Annotated in this window: 16 protein-coding genes; 4 read left to right on the top strand and 12 right to left on the bottom strand. The window is 64.4% G+C overall.

From position 1 onward, the window contains the following. Nucleotides 1-70: 70 nt before the first annotated feature. The 4 genes from ACKWRH_RS18140 (at nucleotide 71) to glsA (ending at nucleotide 5775) form a co-directional block, all read left to right on the top strand. Nucleotides 71-292, top strand: a complete 222-nt coding sequence (locus tag ACKWRH_RS18140) for an acetyl-CoA carboxylase biotin carboxyl carrier protein subunit (protein WP_445221692.1) — start codon at nucleotides 71-73, stop codon at nucleotides 290-292. 337 nt (nucleotides 293-629) lie between these two features. After that, complete coding sequence (locus ACKWRH_RS18135) at nucleotides 630-1796, top strand: TAXI family TRAP transporter solute-binding subunit (RefSeq protein ID WP_445221691.1); 1167 nt, start codon at nucleotides 630-632, stop codon at nucleotides 1794-1796. Nucleotides 1797-1832: 36 nt separating this feature from the next. Next, nucleotides 1833-3905, top strand: coding sequence for a TRAP transporter permease (locus ACKWRH_RS18130; protein WP_445221690.1), 2073 nt, complete (start codon nucleotides 1833-1835; stop codon nucleotides 3903-3905). Between the two features lie 22 nt (nucleotides 3906-3927). Continuing rightward, nucleotides 3928-5775 (top strand): glutaminase A, encoded by a 1848-nt coding sequence (gene glsA / locus ACKWRH_RS18125; RefSeq protein ID WP_445221689.1) that lies wholly within the window; start codon nucleotides 3928-3930, stop codon nucleotides 5773-5775. 5 nt (nucleotides 5776-5780) lie between these two features. Here the strand turns inward: glsA and ACKWRH_RS18120 are convergent, their stop codons facing one another. The 12 genes from ACKWRH_RS18120 to ACKWRH_RS18065 all read right to left on the bottom strand — a co-directional run bounded on the left by ACKWRH_RS18120 (nucleotide 5781) and on the right by ACKWRH_RS18065 (nucleotide 16194). Beyond that, the gene (locus ACKWRH_RS18120) at nucleotides 5781-6083 is read right to left on the bottom strand and encodes a nucleoside triphosphate pyrophosphohydrolase family protein (RefSeq protein ID WP_445221688.1); all 303 of its coding nucleotides are present in this window, start codon (nucleotides 6081-6083) and stop codon (nucleotides 5781-5783) included. A 26-nt stretch (nucleotides 6084-6109) separates the two neighbouring features. After that, complete coding sequence (locus ACKWRH_RS18115) at nucleotides 6110-6637, bottom strand: carboxymuconolactone decarboxylase family protein (protein ID WP_282518104.1); 528 nt, start codon at nucleotides 6635-6637, stop codon at nucleotides 6110-6112. Between the two features lie 497 nt (nucleotides 6638-7134). Beyond that, the gene (locus tag ACKWRH_RS18110) at nucleotides 7135-7494 is read right to left on the bottom strand and encodes a Zn-ribbon domain-containing OB-fold protein (RefSeq protein WP_445221687.1); all 360 of its coding nucleotides are present in this window, start codon (nucleotides 7492-7494) and stop codon (nucleotides 7135-7137) included. Then, on the bottom strand, nucleotides 7491-8627 hold the full coding sequence (locus ACKWRH_RS18105) for a thiolase family protein (RefSeq protein WP_445221686.1): 1137 nt from the start codon (nucleotides 8625-8627) through the stop codon (nucleotides 7491-7493). Before ACKWRH_RS18105 ends, ACKWRH_RS18110 begins: the two co-directional genes overlap by 4 nt. Nucleotides 8628-8771: 144 nt before the next feature. Next, a complete protein-coding gene (locus ACKWRH_RS18100; protein ID WP_445221685.1) occupies nucleotides 8772-9971 on the bottom strand; it encodes a CaiB/BaiF CoA transferase family protein in 1200 nt (399 codons plus the stop codon). A 113-nt stretch (nucleotides 9972-10084) separates the two neighbouring features. After that, nucleotides 10085-10291 (bottom strand): hypothetical protein, encoded by a 207-nt coding sequence (locus ACKWRH_RS18095; protein WP_014495977.1) that lies wholly within the window; start codon nucleotides 10289-10291, stop codon nucleotides 10085-10087. 123 nt (nucleotides 10292-10414) lie between these two features. Beyond that, complete coding sequence (locus tag ACKWRH_RS18090; protein WP_028169791.1) at nucleotides 10415-11584, bottom strand: acetyl-CoA acetyltransferase; 1170 nt, start codon at nucleotides 11582-11584, stop codon at nucleotides 10415-10417. 57 nt (nucleotides 11585-11641) lie between these two features. Continuing rightward, nucleotides 11642-12292 carry a bifunctional 4-hydroxy-2-oxoglutarate aldolase/2-dehydro-3-deoxy-phosphogluconate aldolase gene (gene eda, locus ACKWRH_RS18085; protein WP_445221684.1) on the bottom strand — a complete coding sequence of 217 codons (651 nt, stop codon included), beginning with the start codon at nucleotides 12290-12292 and terminating at the stop codon, nucleotides 11642-11644. Nucleotides 12293-12305: 13 nt separating this feature from the next. Further along, nucleotides 12306-13292, bottom strand: coding sequence for a sugar kinase (locus tag ACKWRH_RS18080; RefSeq protein WP_445221683.1), 987 nt, complete (start codon nucleotides 13290-13292; stop codon nucleotides 12306-12308). 23 nt (nucleotides 13293-13315) lie between these two features. Next, nucleotides 13316-14302, bottom strand: coding sequence for a D-erythronate dehydrogenase (gene denD, locus ACKWRH_RS18075; protein ID WP_445221682.1), 987 nt, complete (start codon nucleotides 14300-14302; stop codon nucleotides 13316-13318). Nucleotides 14303-14368: 66 nt separating this feature from the next. After that, nucleotides 14369-15244, bottom strand: a complete 876-nt coding sequence (locus ACKWRH_RS18070; RefSeq protein WP_445221681.1) for a carbohydrate ABC transporter permease — start codon at nucleotides 15242-15244, stop codon at nucleotides 14369-14371. Between the two features lie 2 nt (nucleotides 15245-15246). Continuing rightward, nucleotides 15247-16194, bottom strand: coding sequence for a carbohydrate ABC transporter permease (locus ACKWRH_RS18065; RefSeq protein WP_445221680.1), 948 nt, complete (start codon nucleotides 16192-16194; stop codon nucleotides 15247-15249). Nucleotide 16195 lies beyond the last annotated feature (1 nt).

The following is a 16195-nucleotide window of genomic DNA, read 5'->3' as shown; positions in this document are numbered from 1 at the left end:
GCGGAATTAAATTCCACTTGCAGACGACGCTACCTCAGGCATTTTGCGACGACAACAAAAAGGCGATGGCATGCCAGAAATTAAGATCGTCACGGAGGTCGCGGGTCGCATCTGCGCAACTCCCGTGCAAGTTGGAGGAACCGTTGCTGATGGCGACGACGTTGTAGTCGTCGAAGCCATGAAGATGGAGATACCGGTGCCCTCGCCCGCGAGCGGCACGATCAAATCGCTGCTCGTCAAGCTCGACGATGTCGTCGCGGAAGGACAAGCGATCGCGATCGTCGCAAGTTAAATGCGGATACGTCCTGGCCATGGTTGCGCAATCTTTTCTTTTTGTGGCCATCCTTCGAGACGCCTGCATTCGCGGGCTCCTCAGGATGAGGTCTGTTTTTGCAGCCAAATCGAAGACCTCATGGTGAGGAGCGCCGCTTGCGGCGCGTCTCGAACCATGGGCCGAGCATTTCGCAATCGCCACATCACCGCGACAATGTGTCAGACCGATGCTTCGCGTACGCGGGACGGCGTTGCCATCGCTCGATCGCGATGACATGATCCGTTTCAAACAAAAATCTGTTTCAAACAAAGAATGAAACTCTTCGCGGCAAACGCGAGGATCATTGGAGGGAAACATGCTTCGTGGGCTGACCATGCTTGCGCCTGCCTTGGTTGCGGGCATTTCTTTTGCGTCTACACGCTATGCAGTCGCCGAAGACGTCAAGCTGCCGGCGACATTGACGTTCACCGCCTATGACACCGGCACCGCCGGCTTCAACATCGCGGTCGGCGTCGGCAAGATGATGAAGGACAAATACGGCACCGATGTGCGCGTGCTGCCCGCAGGCAACGACGTCGCGCGCCTTGCACCACTGCGCGCCAAGCGCGCGGCGTCGTCCGCGATGGGATCAGGCACCTATTTCGCGCAGGAAGGCGTGTTCGAGTTCGGCTCGAAGGAATGGGGCCCGCAGCCGCTCCAGATCATGCTCTCGAGTGTCGATTGCAATTGCGGTTCGCTTGGGGTCGCAGCCGATAGCGGCGTGAAAGATCTGAAAGACCTGAAAGGCAAGCGCGTCGGCTTCGTGGTCGGCTCGCCCGCGCTGAACCAGAACTCGCTCGCGGTGCTCGCCTTCGCAGGCCTGACGCAGAAGGACGTCAAGGTCGTCGAGTTCGCGAGCTACGGCGCGATGTGGAAAGGCCTGATCAACAACGACACCGACGCCGCCTTCGGCACCACCATCACCGGTCCCGCCAAGGAAGCCGAGACCTCGCCGCGCGGCCTGGTCTGGCCGCCACTGCCCGCCAAGGACAAGGAAGGCTGGGCGCGGATGCAGAAGGTCGGCTCGTTCTTCTTCCCGCAGACCGCGACCTGCGGCGCCGGCATCACGCCGGACAAGCCGATCGAGCTCGGCAACTACCCCTACCCGATCTTCGTCGCCTATGCCTCGCAACCGGCCGACCAAGTCTATGCGATGACCAAGGCGATGATCACGAACTACGACGCCTACAAGGACTCCGCACCGGGCGCCGGCGGGCTCGCCTCCGACCGGCAGACCAAGAACTGGGTGGTGCCGGTGCATCCCGGCGCAGTGAAGGCGCTGAAGGAGGCCGGGCAATGGAGCGATGCGCAGGAGGCGCACAACAACAAGCTGATCAAGCGGCAGGAGGTGCTTGGCGCGGCGTGGACCGAGTACGGCAAGTCCAGTCCGCCGGCGGATGACAAGGCGTTCCTCGACGGCTGGATGAAGGCACGTGCAGCAGCGCTTGCGAAAGCCGGCATGCCGAACGGATTCGAGGACTAGTCCACAGCGGTTTATAGCCCGCGCACGGGGTCGATCATGTCTGCTTCAGTCTCCACCGCCCCGCAAGACGAGGCCAAGCGGGTCGTGTTCGACGATCCGCACGGCGCCGCCGGCAACATGCAGGAAGCAGAGGTGACGCGCGTCCGCACGCTTCGCGGCGCCTGGCGCTGGACGCTGGTGGCCGCGACGGCGGCGACCATCCTGCTCTGCATCAACCAGCAATTCTCGCTGCGCTTCTTCATCGGCTACACCCAGCTCAACACCGAGTACTTTTATCTCCTGATCGCCCTGATGCTACCGTTCACGTTCCTGATCTTCCCGGGCACGGAGCGCGCGCCGCTCGACCGCATTCCCTGGTACGATCTCGTCTGCTTCGTCGTGACCTTCGCGGCCGCGCTGCTGCTGATGTCGAACGTGCGCAAGGCGGCGGAGGCCGGCTGGGAATTCGGTGGCGCGCCCAACACCGTGATCGCCGCAGGTCTCGTGATGTGGGTGATGCTGATGGAGGCGCTGCGCCGCACCGGCGGCTGGAGCCTGCTGTTGAGTGTGCTCCCCTTCACGGTCTATCCGCTATTCGCCGAATCCAGCTGGCTCGGGCCGTTCCGCGGCACGCAATCGACGCTGGAACAGGCGACCGCCTATCACGTGCTGTCGGGCGAGAGCCTGCTCGGCATTCCCATCCAGGCCTTCGCCGACACCGTGATCGGCTTCCTCGTGTTCGGCACCGCGCTGATGATGACCGGCGCCGGCAAATTCTTCATTAACCTCGCCTTCGCGCTCTGTGGCACGTTTCGCGGCGGCGCGGCGAAAGTCTGCATCTTTGCCAGCGGGCTGCTCGGCATGATGTCGGGCTCGATCATCTCCAACGTGCTGACCGCCGGCACCATGACCATTCCTGTCATGAAGAAAAGCGGCTTCCGCGCCTCCTATGCCGGCGCGATCGAGGCCTGCGCCTCGACCGGCGCGGTACTGGCGCCGCCGGTGATGGGCGCAACCGCCTTCGTGATCGCGCAGTTCCTCAATGTCAGCTATGCCGACGTCGCGATCGCCGCGATCATTCCCGCAGCGCTCTATTACATCGGCCTGTTCATGCAGGTCGACTCCTATGCTGCGCGCCACGGGCTGAAAGGCATTCCGCGCGCCGAGCTGCCGCGGATCATGGATACGATCAGGGACGGCTGGTACTACGTCTTCGTGATCGCGCTCCTGATCGTGATGCTGCTCTACTTCAAGCGCGAGAGCCATGCGCCGTTCTACGCCACCGCGCTGCTGCTCGTGCTCAACCAGCTCTTCTCCAAGGACACGCGCTGGACGCTCGGCACGATCGGCAAGTTCCTGGAGGTCAACGGCCGCACCTTCGTCGAGCTGGTCGGCATCCTCGCCGGCTGCGGCCTCTTGATCGGGGCGTTCTCGATGACCGGCGTGGTGTCGAGCCTCGCCAACGACCTCCTGCACATTGCCGGGGACAATCCGTTCCTGCTGCTCGGCATGTGCGCTCTCACCAGCCTCATTCTCGGTCTAGGGCTGACGACGACGGCCTGCTACATCTTCCTCGCCATCCTGGTCGCGCCCGCGCTGGAGAAGCTTGGGCTGAACAAGATGGCCGTGCACATGTTCATCTTCTACTGGGGCATGCTGTCGTCGATCACGCCGCCGGTAGCGATCGCCTCGTTCGCCGCCGCGGGCATTGCCGGCTCGCCGGCGATGAAGACCGGCTGGGAATCGATGTGGGTCGGCAGCATCATCTATTTCATCCCGTTCTTCTTCGTGCTCAACCCGGCGCTGGTGCTGCAGGGACCAAGTCCGTATCTCGCCGGCCTCGGCCTGATGGCGCTCGCTGCGTTCGGGACGCTGTTCATCTGCGGCGGCATCCAGGGCTACCAGCCTTTCGTCGGCGACCTGCGCGGCGCCGGGATGCTGGAGTGGCCTTTGCGGGTGCTGCTGGTGATCGGCGGTTTTGTCGTGGCCACCCCGGGCGGCGGAATCATGCCGCTGTCGCAAATGCAGGTCACGCTGCTGGGCCTCGCGATCCTCGTGCCCACGGTTTTGATCGCCCTGCTGCTGGTCCGGCGGCAGGCCGTGGTGCCGGACGGGTTGCGCGTGCCCTGATTGCGTTGCACAAAGACAGGCGATGACACCCCAATCGCCTGCCGCCTCCGCCTGGACCCGCTCGAAGCCGCCCTTGCTGCGGTTTCTGGGCAATTGTCTCAACGAATTCTCGGCCGAGACCGCAGGCCACGTCGCCGACTACATCCCTGAGCTGAGCAAGGCCGATCCTGCCCATTTTGGCATCAGCCTCGCGACCCTGGACGGCCACGTCTACGAGGTCGGCGACAGCCGGGTGCCCTTCACCATCCAGTCGATGTCAAAGCCGTTCGTGTTCGCGCTGGCGCTGGACCTCCTGGGCGCCGGCCGCGTCGAGAGCGCGATCGGCGTCGAGCCTTCGGGCGATCCCTTCAACTCGATCCGGCTCAATTCCGAGAACCATCCGTTCAACCCGATGGTCAATGCCGGCGCGATCGCCTGCACCGGGCTTATCTATGACAGCAAGGGCCCGGAAGCCTTCGAGCAGATCCGGCTTGCGCTCAGCCGTTTTGCGGGGCGCGATCTCGCGGTGGACGAGGCCGTTTACAGCTCGGAGAGCCAGACCGGCGACCGCAACCGCGCCATCGGCTACCTCCTCAAGACCAATGCGGTGATCTCGGACAATGTCGCAGGCGTGCTCGACGTCTATTTCCGGCAATGCGCGGTGCTGGTCACGGCGCGCGACATCGCCGTGATGGCGGCAACGCTCGCCAACCGCGGCGTCAATCCCGTGACGGGCGAACAGGTGCTGACGCCCTACGCGATCTCGCGCACGCTGTCGGTGATGACGTCGTCGGGCATGTACGACTACGCCGGCGAGTGGATCTACCGGATCGGCATTCCGGCCAAGAGCGGCGTCGGCGGCGGCATTCTGGCCGCACTCCCTGCCCGCCTCGGCCTAGGCAGCTATTCGCCCAAGCTCGACAAGCACGGCAACAGCGTGCGCGGCATCAAGGTCTGCGAGGCACTGTCCTCGCATTACGACCTGCACATGCTCAACCGCAGCGACGACGCGCGCAACGCCGTCATCGCCGACTACGACATCGGCAAGAGCCCGTCGCGGCGCGTGCGCCGGCCGCAGGAGCGCGAGATTCTGGCCGCGCACGAGCAGGAGGTGCGGGTCATCGAGCTGGTCGGCACGCTGTCGCTGTCGGCCGTGGACTATGTCTCGCGCCGGCTGGCCGGACAGCCCCGGCCGCAAATCGTGATCTTCGATCTCCACCGCGTCACCTCCACCACCCGCGCCGGGGCACGGCTCGTGGCCGAGGCGTTCGAGGAGCTGGCGGCGCTGAATGTGACCGTCGTACTGTCGGGGGTCCGGCGTGCGTCGAGGGAATGGGACAGCCTGCGGGAATGGACGGCGGAGCTGAAGAACGTTCGCGACTTCTATTTGCTCGACACCGCGATCGAATGGGCCGAAGACCAGATCGTCTACCGCTACGGAGGCTCGATCGATTTCCACGAGACCACCGAGCTTGCCGAACAGCCGCTGCTATCAGGCATGAGCGAGGAAGAGCTGACCGACCTCGCCTCGATCTGCACGATCCGGACCTTTCCATCCGGGGCGAAGATCATCACGACAGGCGCCCCCGCCGAGTCCCTGTTCTTCCTGCGCAGCGGCGCCGTGCATGTCACCCTGCCCGACGGCGTACGGCTGGCGACGCTGACCGCCGGCATGGCCTTCGGCGAGATGGCGCTGCTGGAGCCGACGCGTTCGGCCGATGTTTTCGCGGACATGGCGGCGACCGCATTCGAGGTGCCGCTGAAGGATTTCGAGCGCTTCCGCAAGCAGCACCCGCGCGCCAGCGAGCGCGTCATGCGCAACCTTGCGCAGCTGCTCGCCGACCGCCTGATCGTCGCCAATGCCAAGGTCGATATTCTGACGTCGACGTAAGTGGCCTAGCGGCTCGCTGCCTCGCCAAGCCGTCGCTTGATCTTGGCAGCGCTCGCCTTGAGCAATTCGGACGGCTGCTGGCCGGTCGCAGCGCACAGGCAAGCCCAGTAGTAGATGACGTCGCCGAGCTCATCGACGAGGCCAGCCTTGTCGAGCCAGTCATCGCGCAGCAGCTTCTTGATGTGGTCGGCGACCTCGCCGGATTCGCCGGCGAGGCCGAGACCGAGATAGGACAGCCGCTCGTTGGACGGATGCTCATCGACTTTCGCAATGCTCGCGGCCCAGACCGCGTATTCATCGATCGTCATCGGCAAACCTCGCCATAGTTTTTGGATCAGCCCACCACTTCCGTGACGGGCTGGAGATCGATCTCAAAAGTCTCCAGAAATTTCGACGTCATGATGTAGAAGCCGACCGAAAGCTGGAGCTCGACCAGCGCGGCCGGTGTCAGCTTCGATGCGATCGCCTTGAACGTCGCATCCGTCGGCTTCTTCAGCTTCACGATCTCGTCGGTGAACGCAAGTGCGGCGCGCTGCACCTCATTGAAGCAGGCCGCGGCCTGCCAATTCTCCAGCGCTTCGTTCTGCTCGTCGGTGACGCCGACATTCTTGCCGATGCGCTTGTGCGCGACGATCTCATACGGCGCCTCGCACAAAATGCCGGTGCGGGTGATCGCGAGCTCGCGCACGATGGGATCGAGCTCACCCTTGTGGCGGATGGCTCCGCCGAGCCGGCAATATTGCTCAAAGTAGCTCGGCGAGTGCGCCATCATGCGGAAGATGTTGGCGTTGCGGTTCTTATCGAGAATTTCGCGGGTGCGGTCGGACGCCTTGATCGGGTCGCTGTAGTTGATACGGGCCATGATTTACCTGAAGATTTCCCTGAAGATTTCCCTCGGCCTTTGATGCTTTTTGTCGTTAGCGGCGAGAGTTCCACGAAACTGTATTCTGGGGTGACCGCAACAGCAACATCATCGAGTCAAAATGCCGCCGCATTGCTGATCGACCTTGGCACAGTCGATATTCGCCGCGTGGGGACAAATCACGGTGAATACTCGCAAGGGGTGTTCCGAGTAAAAAACAATTGACCGTCGGGTGCGCTAGCCGCGCAACGATGAGTCACGCCCAAGTCTAGGGAGAAAAAGGCATGAAGGAAGCCACCAAGGGGGCGGCCTCGGGAGCGCTCGCGCATATGCTGGCGGTGACGGCGATGCTCGTCATCGCCAGCATATTGTTCTACGGGCGTTAGCAAGAGTTGCGTAGAGTGTTTTCGTCATTCCGGGGTGGCTCTCGCACAAGCCAGGCTCAGAATCCCGTTCCAGGCTCGGTCCCTTGGACCGCCCCCGAATGACGAATCCTACTATTTCCCTTTGCTGAAAAACGGCACGAGCTTGCCGGCGAACGTCGGGAAGCTCGCGGTGACCTCATCGCCGATAGCTAGATTCGCCTCGCCGTGCGCCATCATGCGAAAGCCCTCGGCGCAATCGACCAGCAGGATGTTGTAGGGCACGTGCGCCCGGGTCTCGGGCGTGGCAGCGCGGCAGACCAACGAGGTCGCATAGACCCTGCCCTTGCCGCTGGCGCGCGCATCGCGCGGATCGGGCGCGCCACAGGCCGCGCAGAAGGCGCGATGGAAATACTGCACATGGCCGCATGCGCCGCAGGTCTGAAAGGTGATGGCCTGCTCACCCTTGGTCCAGTCCGCGATTCGTTCGCTCATCGCACGCGCTCCAGAAACATGCTCACGTGGGACGACAGCACGCCGCCGTCGCCGTGCAGCAGCGCGATCGAGGCATCGCGCACCTGGCGGCTAGCCGCCCGCCCCGTCATCTGCAAATGCGCCTCGACCAAATGCGCCATGGCGCCGCCGACGCCGCAATGGCCATAGCTGAGCAGGCCGCCATGGGTGTTGAGCGGCATCGCGCCGTCGCGGCTGAAATGGCCGGCGCGCACGCGCGCAGCCGCCTCGCCGCGGCCGGCAAGGCCGAGGTCTTCCAGCAGCATGGCGAGCGTGATCGTAAAGCTGTCGTAGATCGCGGCGTAGCGCACGTCGGAGATCGCAAGGCCGGTGGCCTCCTTGGCGCGGGCGATGGAGATTTCAGCACCGAGCTCGCTGAGCGCGGGCGCGGCCGTCACGTGCTGATGGGTATGCGCCTGGGCGCAGCCACGGATGCGCACGCCGGCCTCGCCGGTCCGCTCACGGCTGATGACGAAGGCCGCGCCGCCGTCTGACACCGGGCAGCAGTCCAGCAGCTTGAGCGGCATTGCCACCGGCTTGGACGCCATGACATCGGCGACCGTGATGGGATCGTGGAATTGTGCGCCGGGATGGGTGCAGGCGTGCGCGCGCATCAGCACGGCGAATTCGGCGAGGTCCTCTTCCGTCACGCCGTATTCGTGCATGTAGCGGGTGGCGACCAGGCCGTAATAGGCCGGAATGGTCGGACCGAGCGGCACCTCATAGTCGGCATGACCGACCTGTGCCAAAGCCTGGATCGAAGCGTCGCGGCTCTGCCCCGTGAGCCGGTTCTCGCCGGCAACGACGAGGACGTTGCGCGCGACGCCCGCCTCGACGAGATGATGGGCCAGCATCGTCATAGCAAGGCCCGTCGCGCCGCCGACCTGCACGGCATGCGCGTAAGACGGGCGGATGCCAAAATGCTCGGCAAACACCGTCGCCAGCATGATGTGCGGCGAGACGGTGGAGTAGCCGCAGAGGATGCCGTCGATGTCCGAACGCTTCAGCCCGGCATCGTCGAGCGCGGCTTGCGCGGCCCGGCTCATCAAGTCGAGCGAGGATGAGCCTTCGTGCTTGCCGTAGGGTGTGAGGCCGACGCCGGTGATGAAGCTCATTCGAATATATCTCCGTCGTCATTCCGGGGCGCGCCTTCTTTAGGCGCGAGCCCGGAATCCATACTCACGAAGGTGGTTATGGATTCCGGGCTCGCGACTTCGTCGCGCCCCGGAATGACGGATGAGAGAGTTGCTATCATCTCCCTACTCCGGCGGCGAACGCGTTACGCCATCGCGGACCATGGCGGCGATCTCGTCCGGGGAGTAGCCGACCTCACGCAGAATCTCCGCGCCGTGCTCGTTGAGCCGCGGCGCGAGTCGCACCGGCTCCGCCTCGGTCTCTGACCAGGTCGCCGTCACCTTCATGCTGCGGATCGGGCCTTCGGTCGGATGGTTCACGACCGGGAAGAAGCCGGTGGCTTCCAGATGCTCGTCGTGCAGGATCGACGCGAGGTCGTGCATCGGCATGACAGGCACGTCGGCCTTGGTCAGCAAATCGATCCACTCGGCCGTGGTGCGGGTCTCGAAGATGCGCGCGAGCTCGGCATAGACGACGTCGATATTGGCGGCACGGCCGGCGAAGGTCGCGAATTTGGGATCGGCGCGCAGATCGTCGCGGCTCGTTGCCTTGAAGAAGTTCTCCCACTGCTTGTCGTTGTAGACGATGACGCTGAGATAGCCGTCCGATGTCTTGTACGGCCGGCGGTCGCGCGAGAGGTGGCGGGCATAGCCGCCCTTGTCGAGCGGCGGCTCATAGGTGAGCCCGCCCATGTGGTCGCCCATGACGAAGCCGGCCATGGTCTCGAACATCGGGATGTCGACGCGCTGGCCGCGGCCGGTGCGATCCCGATGCACGAGGCTGGCGCAGATCGCGCCGACCGCAGTGAGACCGACGGTGCGGTCGACCAGCGCATTGGGCACATAGCGCGGCACGCCGTCACCGGTCTGCGCCATCAGGGCGGGGAGCGCGGTCGCGCCCTGGATCAAATCGTCATAGGCGGGCTTTGCCGCATAAGGCCCGTCCTGGCCGAAGCCGAACACGCCGGCATAGACGAGGCGCGGGTTGATTGCGGAGACGACGTCGTAGCCGAGCTGAAGCCGCGCCATCGCCTGCGGGCGGACGTTGTAGACGAGAACGTCGGCGTTCTTCAGCAGCCGCAGCACGGCATCGCGGCCAGCGAGCTTCTTCAGATCGAGGCAGATCGAGCGCTTACTGCGGTTGGTGTTGAGGAACACCGGGCCCATGCCGGCATGGCGCGTCGGGCCGATCAGGCGGGTGACGTCGCCGTCGAGCGATTCCACCTTGATCACGTCGGCACCGTAGTCGCCGAGCATCTGGGTCGCATAGGGCCCCATCAGCACGGTGGTCATATCCACGACCTTGATGCCCTTCAGCGGCCCCATCCGTTCGCTCCCGATTGCGCGGGCTCAACTTGGCCCTGCGATTTCGGTCCAGCTAAGGGCAGTGACGCCGCGCGCGCAAGGGCGGCCGGGGTATGGCCGTATGCGCAGGCCCGCTATTTCTTCTGGCGGGATTCGCGGATCTTGATGAGACGGTCGAGCTCATCGTTCTGCTGGTTGATCCGGTCGGCGATCCGCGACTCGTTCTGCTCGCCGGAGGCGGCAGCGGCCTGCTCGATGAGCTGCCGGATATTGTCCTCGAGGATCGCGATGCGATCGTTGAGTGCGTCTATCGACAGCGAGTCTTCGTAGTCATTGCCCATGATGCATTCCCTGCCAATCAATGAAGAGCCGCAGGATGGGCAAAGCGTGGCGTGCCCACCATGATCTAGCGCAACAAAAAGGTGGGCACGGCGCAAACGCGCCTTTGCCCACCCTACGAGAGATTACTTCAGCGGCTCCAGCACGGAAACGTAATTCGCAACCGCTGCGCCGCCCATGTTGAAGATGCCGCCAAGCTTGGCGTTCTTGAGCTGCATGCCCTCGGGCGCCTGACCGGCGAGCTGCATCGCGGTCATCACGTGCATGGAGACGCCGGTGGCGCCGATCGGGTGGCCCTTGGCCTTCAGGCCGCCGGACGGATTGACCGGCAGCTTGCCGTCCTTGAGCGTCCAGCCTTCCTTGATGGCGCGGGCACCCTGCCCCTTCGGCGTCAGGCCCATCGCTTCGTACTCGATCAGCTCGGCGACGGTGAAGCAGTCATGGGTCTCGACGAAGGAGAGATCGGTGAGCGCAACGCCCGCCTTCTCCAGCGCGCGCTGCCAGGCGACCGTGCAGCCCTCGAACTGGAGGATGTCGCGCTTGGACATCGGCAGGAAGTCCTGGGCGTGCGCGGTGGCGCGGAAGCCGATCGACTTGCTCATGCCCTTGGCGGTCTCGGCGTCGGCCAGCACCAGCGCCGCGGCGCCGTCGGAGACCAGCGAGCAGTCGGTGCGCTTCAGGGGACCCGCGACGTAAGGGTTCTTCTCGCTCTCGGCGCGGCAGAACTCGAAGCCAAAGTCCTTGCGCATCTGGGCGAAGGGATTGGCGACGCCGTTCTTGTGGTTCTTGGCCGCGATCAGCGCCAACGCATCGGACTGGTCGCCGTATTTCTGGAAATAGGAGCTGGCGATCTTGCCGAACACGCCGGCAAAGCCGCCGACGGTGTCGCCGTCTTCCGGCAGGTACGAGGCCTTGAGCAGGTTCTTGCCGATCTCGGGCCCCGGCGTGCGGGTCATCTGCTCGACGCCGACGACGAGCACAATCCTGGCCGCGCCTGCGTCAATCGCACGCAGGCCCTGATGGACCGCGGCGGAGCCGGTAGCGCAGGCGTTCTCGACGCGGGTCGTGGGCTTGAAGCGCAGCTTCGGGTCGGCCTGGAGCACCAGCGACGCGGTAAAATCCTGCGGCGAGAAGCCGGCGTTGAAATGGCCGAGCACGATCTCATCGACGTCGGACGCGGAAATGCCGGCATCGGCAATCGCCTCATTGGCCACGCGGGTGACGAGGCTTTCGACGGTTTCGGTGTCGAACTTGCCGAACGGCGTATGCGCCCATCCGACGATGCTGGCGGTCATGGTCATCTCCCTGGGGTCTCTTACTGACCTAAGTCTTAGCCCACCGACCGCAAGACTTCACGTGGCTTTCAGGGCCTTGAGGGTACGCTGGCAGATGGCAGTTATGCCGGCCCAGTTCCCTGCCTTGATCTCCGCCGTCGGGCACAGCCAGGAACCGCCGACCGCGACCACGTTGGGCTCGGCTAGCCAGGTCGCCGCATTGGCCTCGCCCACACCGCCGGTCGGGCAGAACCGCACGTTCGGGAACGGCCCGGCCAGCGCGCGCAGGCCCTTGATGCCGCCGGCCTGCTCGGCCGGGAAGAATTTTGCGACGTCGAGGCCGTAGGACAGCGCCATCATCAGCTCGGACGCGGTGGCGATGCCCGGGGCGAACGGCAAGGAGCTGTCGGCGGCGACCTTCAGGAGATCGGGGGTCAGGCCCGGGCTGATGCCGAACGCGACGCCGAGCTTCTCGACGCGGACGAAATCGGCCGGCTTGAGGATCGTGCCGATGCCGACGACCGCCTCGGGCACCTCGGCCATCATCGCCCGCGCCGCCTCGATCGCAACGGGGGTGCGCATGGTCACCTCCAGCGTGCGAACGCCTCCGGCAACCAGCGCTTTCGCCAGCGGCACGGCATCCTGGATCCGCTCGATGGTGAGGACAGGAATGACGGTCGCGGCCTTGAACAGCGCGACGAGGTGGTTCTGTTGGGCAGTCGTGGTCATCTTGGCTTTCGTTTCACTTGGTCGCTTGACGCGTGGTCGCCGGCCGGTGCCGCTTCTTGGGCGGCATGGCATAGCCCGGAATGATGGCGCCGGGATAGCAGATCACGAGGCTGGCGAGGCGGTGCCCGGCCTGGGCCGCCTCGACCGGATCGGAGCCGCCGAGCCGGGCCGCGATATAGGCCGCGGCAAAGCTGTCGCCCGCCGCTGTGGTGTCAACGACCGGTTTTGTCATGGGCTCGGCGCGGACTTCGCTGGCGCCGCCGGGAAAGCGCAACAGGCTGACGGGCTCGGCGAGACGGAACACCAGCTCGGGGCTCGGGATACGTGCGATCAGCTGGTCCTGGCTCTCGCCGGGATAGAGCGCGAGCAGATCCTCGGTCGAGGCCAGCACGATGTCGGCGGTCGCAAACGCCGCGGCAAAGACGTCGCGGGCGACATCGCGGTCCGGCCATCCCCGCGCGCGGAAATTGGTGTCGAACACAAAGCGGGTGCCGAGCAGGCGCGCGCGCTTGATCGCCGCGAACAGGCGCTCGCGCCCGGGCGCATCGTAGATCGAGAGCGTGATCGCCGAGAGATAGACGATGTCGTAGCTCATCAGCGAATTGAGCAGCTCGTCCGTCTCCGGCAGGCTCATCAATTGGCGCGCCGCCGCACTGTCGCGCCAGTGGAAGAACTGGCGCTCGCCCTTCGCATCCGTCTGGATCATGTAGAGGCCGGGCAGCTTGCCCGGCAGCCGGGAGACGCGGCGGGTCCCGACGCCCTCCGCATTCCAGGCCGCGATCATCTCGTCGCTCAGGGCATCATCGCCGAGCGCGGTGAGATAGTCGACCTTGACCTCGAGCCGCGCCAGATACACCGCCGTGTTGAGGGTGTCGCCACCGAAGCCGCGCGAATACAGGCCGCCGCCCTGGCCATGCCCGCTGGACTGTCCAGCGGACTGTCCACCCTGGGCCTGCCGGAGCTCGACCATGCATTCGCCGATGCAAGCAACGCTCGCCATCACTGTACCCGCTCAGTCAGAGATCAGGCGACGAAATTGCCGCCGAGCTCGTCTTCGATGTGAATGCGGATGATGTCGTCGAAGCTCTTCTCTTCGGTGGTGAAGCCGAGCTCGCGCGCCCGCTTCGCCTCGAAATTGCGCGGCCAGCCGCCGACGATGCCGACGATGAACGGATCCAGCTCATGCTTGATGCGCGCGGCGACCTTGTCGCCGGCCACCCGCTTGAGCGCAGCGATCTGTTCGCCGACCGTCGCCGAAAAGCCGGGCATGGTCAGATTGCGGCGCGGACCGACCTTGGCGAGGTCCATGGTGCCGGCATGGAGCAGGAAGCCGACGGCGGAACGCGGCGTGGCGTGCCAGTGGCGGACCTCCTCGGAGACCGGGAGGATCGCTTCCTTGCCGGCCAGCGGCTCGCGCAGGATGTTGGAGAAGAAGCCCGACGCCGCCTTGTTGGGCAGACCGGGCCGGATGCAGATGGTCGGCAGGCGGATGCCGATGCCGTCGAGGAAGCCGCGGCGCGAATAGTCGGCGAGCAGCAATTCACCGATCGCCTTCTGGGTGCCGTAGCTGAGCAGCGGGGTGTGGAAGAACTCGTCGCCGATCGCATCCGGGAACGGCGCGCCGAACACCGCGATTGACGAGGTGAAAACCACGCGCGGGTTGTAGCCGCCGCCGACGAGCCTGACGGCATCGAGCAGCATCCGCGTGCCGTCGAGATTGATGCGGTAGCCCTTGTCGAAATCGAGTTCGGCTTCGCCCGAAACGATCGCGGCGAGATGGAAGATCACGTCGGGACGGCCGGCGATCAGCTTCTCAGCCGCGCCCGGCACGGCGAAATCGCCCGACACGGTCTCGACGGGGAAACCAGCCTTTTCCGGCTTCTTGGGCTCGACCACGTCGTGCATGGTCAGCTTGGTGATGTCGCTCTTGCCGAGCCGGCCGTCGCGCAACAGCCGTTCACACAATTTACGGCCGACCATGCCGGCGGCGCCCAGAACCAGAATGTGCAAGAGCCTACTCCTTCTTATTGGCCGGAGCGCACCGCTCATGGTGCGCTGTCAAGGCAGGCCCCGCGATCATTCCTTCACGGCGCCGGTCATCGCCGAGACATAGTACTCCACGAAGAAGGAATAAAGGATAACTACGGGGACCGAGCCGATCAGGGCCGCCGCCATCAGCGCGCCCCAATGGTAGACGTCGCCGCTGACGAGCTCGGTGATGGCGCCGACGGGAATCGTCTTGTTCTCCGACGAGGAGATGAAGGTCAGCGCGTAGATGAACTCGTTCCAGGACAACGTGAAGGCGAAGATGCCGGCCGAGATTACCCCCGGGAGCGACAGCGGCAGCGTGATCTTGACGAGGATCTGGAGCCGCGTCGCCCCGTCGATCAGCGCGCATTCCTCGAGCTCGTAGGGGATGGTGCGGAAATAGCCCATCAGGAGCCAGGTACAGAACGGGATCAGGAAGGTCGGATAGGTCAGGATCAGCGCCAGATTGCCATCGAACAGGCCGAGCTGGAACACAATCGCCGCCAGCGGAATGAACAGGATCGAGGGCGGCACGAGATAGCCGAGGAAGATCGCAAGGCCGACATAGCGCGAGCCCTTGTAGCGGAGACGTTCGATCGCATAGGCGGCGCAGACGCTGGCGAACAGCGAGATGAAGGTGGAGGACACCGACACGATCACGGTGTTCCACATCCAGAGCGGATAGTCGGTTTCGACCAACAGCTTCTTGATGTGCTCGATGGTCGGATTCACGATCCAGAACGGATTGTACTTCTCGTAGTCGTACATCTCCGCGTCCGGCTTGAACGTCGCGACCGCCATCCAGTAGAACGGGAATAGCAGGAAGAAGATGATCAGGCCGAGCGGAAGGTAGACGCGCAAAAACTTCCGCGGGAAGCTCTCGAGATAGTCCATTCCGACGCTTTGGTCGTCTGCGGTGCTCATGGTCAGTCCCTCCCGCCCTGTTGCCAGCGAGAGCGCTGAAGCCCGAAGAAGCTGAGCAGGATCGCCGCGACCAGGAACGGAATCATCGCGTTCGAGATCGCCGCGCCCTCGCCGAGATTGCCGCCGGTGATGGCCCGCTGGAACGACAGCGTCGCCATCAGATGGGTGGCATTGATCGGCCCGCCCCGCGTGATGGTGTAGATCAGCTGGAAGTCGGTGAACGTCATCAGCACCGAGAACGTCATCACGACCGCGATGATCGGCGACAGCATCGGCAGCGTGATGTGGCGGAAGCGCTGCATGTTGGTGGCGCCGTCGAGATTGGCGGCCTCATAGAGCGAGGGCGAGATGGTCTGAAGGCCCGCCAGCAGCGTGATCGCCACGAAAGGCACACCGCGCCAGATATTGGCGGCGATGACCGACCAGCGCGCATTCCAGGGGTCGCCAAGGAAGTCGATGTAGCGCGTGATCAGGCCGGCCTTCATCAGCACCCAGGAGATGATCGAGAACTGGCTGTCATAGATCCACCAGAACGCGATCGCGGAGAGCACCGTCGGCACCACGAAAGGCAGCAGCACGATCGCACGGATCATCGACTTGAACGGAAGCCGCTCGTTGAGCAACAGCGCCAGGTAAAGTCCGATCGCGAATTTCACGACGCTCGCGAACACCGTGTAGAAGATGGTGTTGAACACCGACAGCCAGAACACGGAGTCCTTGGACAGCGAGATGAAGTTCTGGAAGCCGATGTAACGGCCCGCCCCGCCGATCTTGGTATCGGTCATGCCGAGCCAGAACCCCAGCGCCAGGGGATAGGCCAGAAACAGGATGAGAATCGCGATTGCCGGCACCATGAACATCGCGCCGAGAAAGTGCCGGCTTTCGAATGCTCTGGTCCACAGGCTGCTGCGCTTGACCTGCGCGGCAACGGACTCGGCCATGACTGCCATG

The sequence above is a fragment of the Bradyrhizobium sp. Pa8 genome (assembly GCF_052588265.1).
The sequence above is the reverse complement of the archived record's forward strand: the minus strand, read 5'-3'. Positions and strand labels throughout refer to the sequence as shown.

Bases quoted from the DNA above. Each gene is read 5' to 3' on its own strand.
- ACKWRH_RS18120 (WP_445221688.1), bottom strand. From the start codon at position 6,083: ATGACGATCGATGAATACGCGGTCTGGGCCGCGAGCATTGCGAAAGTC.
- ACKWRH_RS18115 (WP_282518104.1), bottom strand. From the start codon at position 6,637: ATGGCCCGTATCAACTACAGCGACCCGATCAAGGCGTCCGACCGCACC.
- eda (WP_445221684.1), bottom strand. From the start codon at position 12,292: ATGACCACGACTGCCCAACAGAACCACCTCGTCGCGCTGTTCAAGGCC.
- ACKWRH_RS18100 (WP_445221685.1), bottom strand. From the start codon at position 9,971: ATGGGGCCGCTGAAGGGCATCAAGGTCGTGGATATGACCACCGTGCTG.
- ACKWRH_RS18110 (WP_445221687.1), bottom strand. From the start codon at position 7,494: ATGAGCGAACGAATCGCGGACTGGACCAAGGGTGAGCAGGCCATCACC.
- ACKWRH_RS18130 (WP_445221690.1), top strand. From the start codon at position 1,833: ATGTCTGCTTCAGTCTCCACCGCCCCGCAAGACGAGGCCAAGCGGGTC.
- ACKWRH_RS18140 (WP_445221692.1), top strand. From the start codon at position 71: ATGCCAGAAATTAAGATCGTCACGGAGGTCGCGGGTCGCATCTGCGCA.
- ACKWRH_RS18135 (WP_445221691.1), top strand. From the start codon at position 630: ATGCTTCGTGGGCTGACCATGCTTGCGCCTGCCTTGGTTGCGGGCATT.
- glsA (WP_445221689.1), top strand. From the start codon at position 3,928: ATGACACCCCAATCGCCTGCCGCCTCCGCCTGGACCCGCTCGAAGCCG.
- ACKWRH_RS18095 (WP_014495977.1), bottom strand. From the start codon at position 10,291: ATGGGCAATGACTACGAAGACTCGCTGTCGATAGACGCACTCAACGAT.
- ACKWRH_RS18065 (WP_445221680.1), bottom strand. From the start codon at position 16,194: ATGGCAGTCATGGCCGAGTCCGTTGCCGCGCAGGTCAAGCGCAGCAGC.
- ACKWRH_RS18105 (WP_445221686.1), bottom strand. From the start codon at position 8,627: ATGAGCTTCATCACCGGCGTCGGCCTCACACCCTACGGCAAGCACGAA.
- ACKWRH_RS18090 (WP_028169791.1), bottom strand. From the start codon at position 11,584: ATGACCGCCAGCATCGTCGGATGGGCGCATACGCCGTTCGGCAAGTTC.
- ACKWRH_RS18070 (WP_445221681.1), bottom strand. From the start codon at position 15,244: ATGAGCACCGCAGACGACCAAAGCGTCGGAATGGACTATCTCGAGAGC.
- ACKWRH_RS18080 (WP_445221683.1), bottom strand. From the start codon at position 13,292: ATGGCGAGCGTTGCTTGCATCGGCGAATGCATGGTCGAGCTCCGGCAG.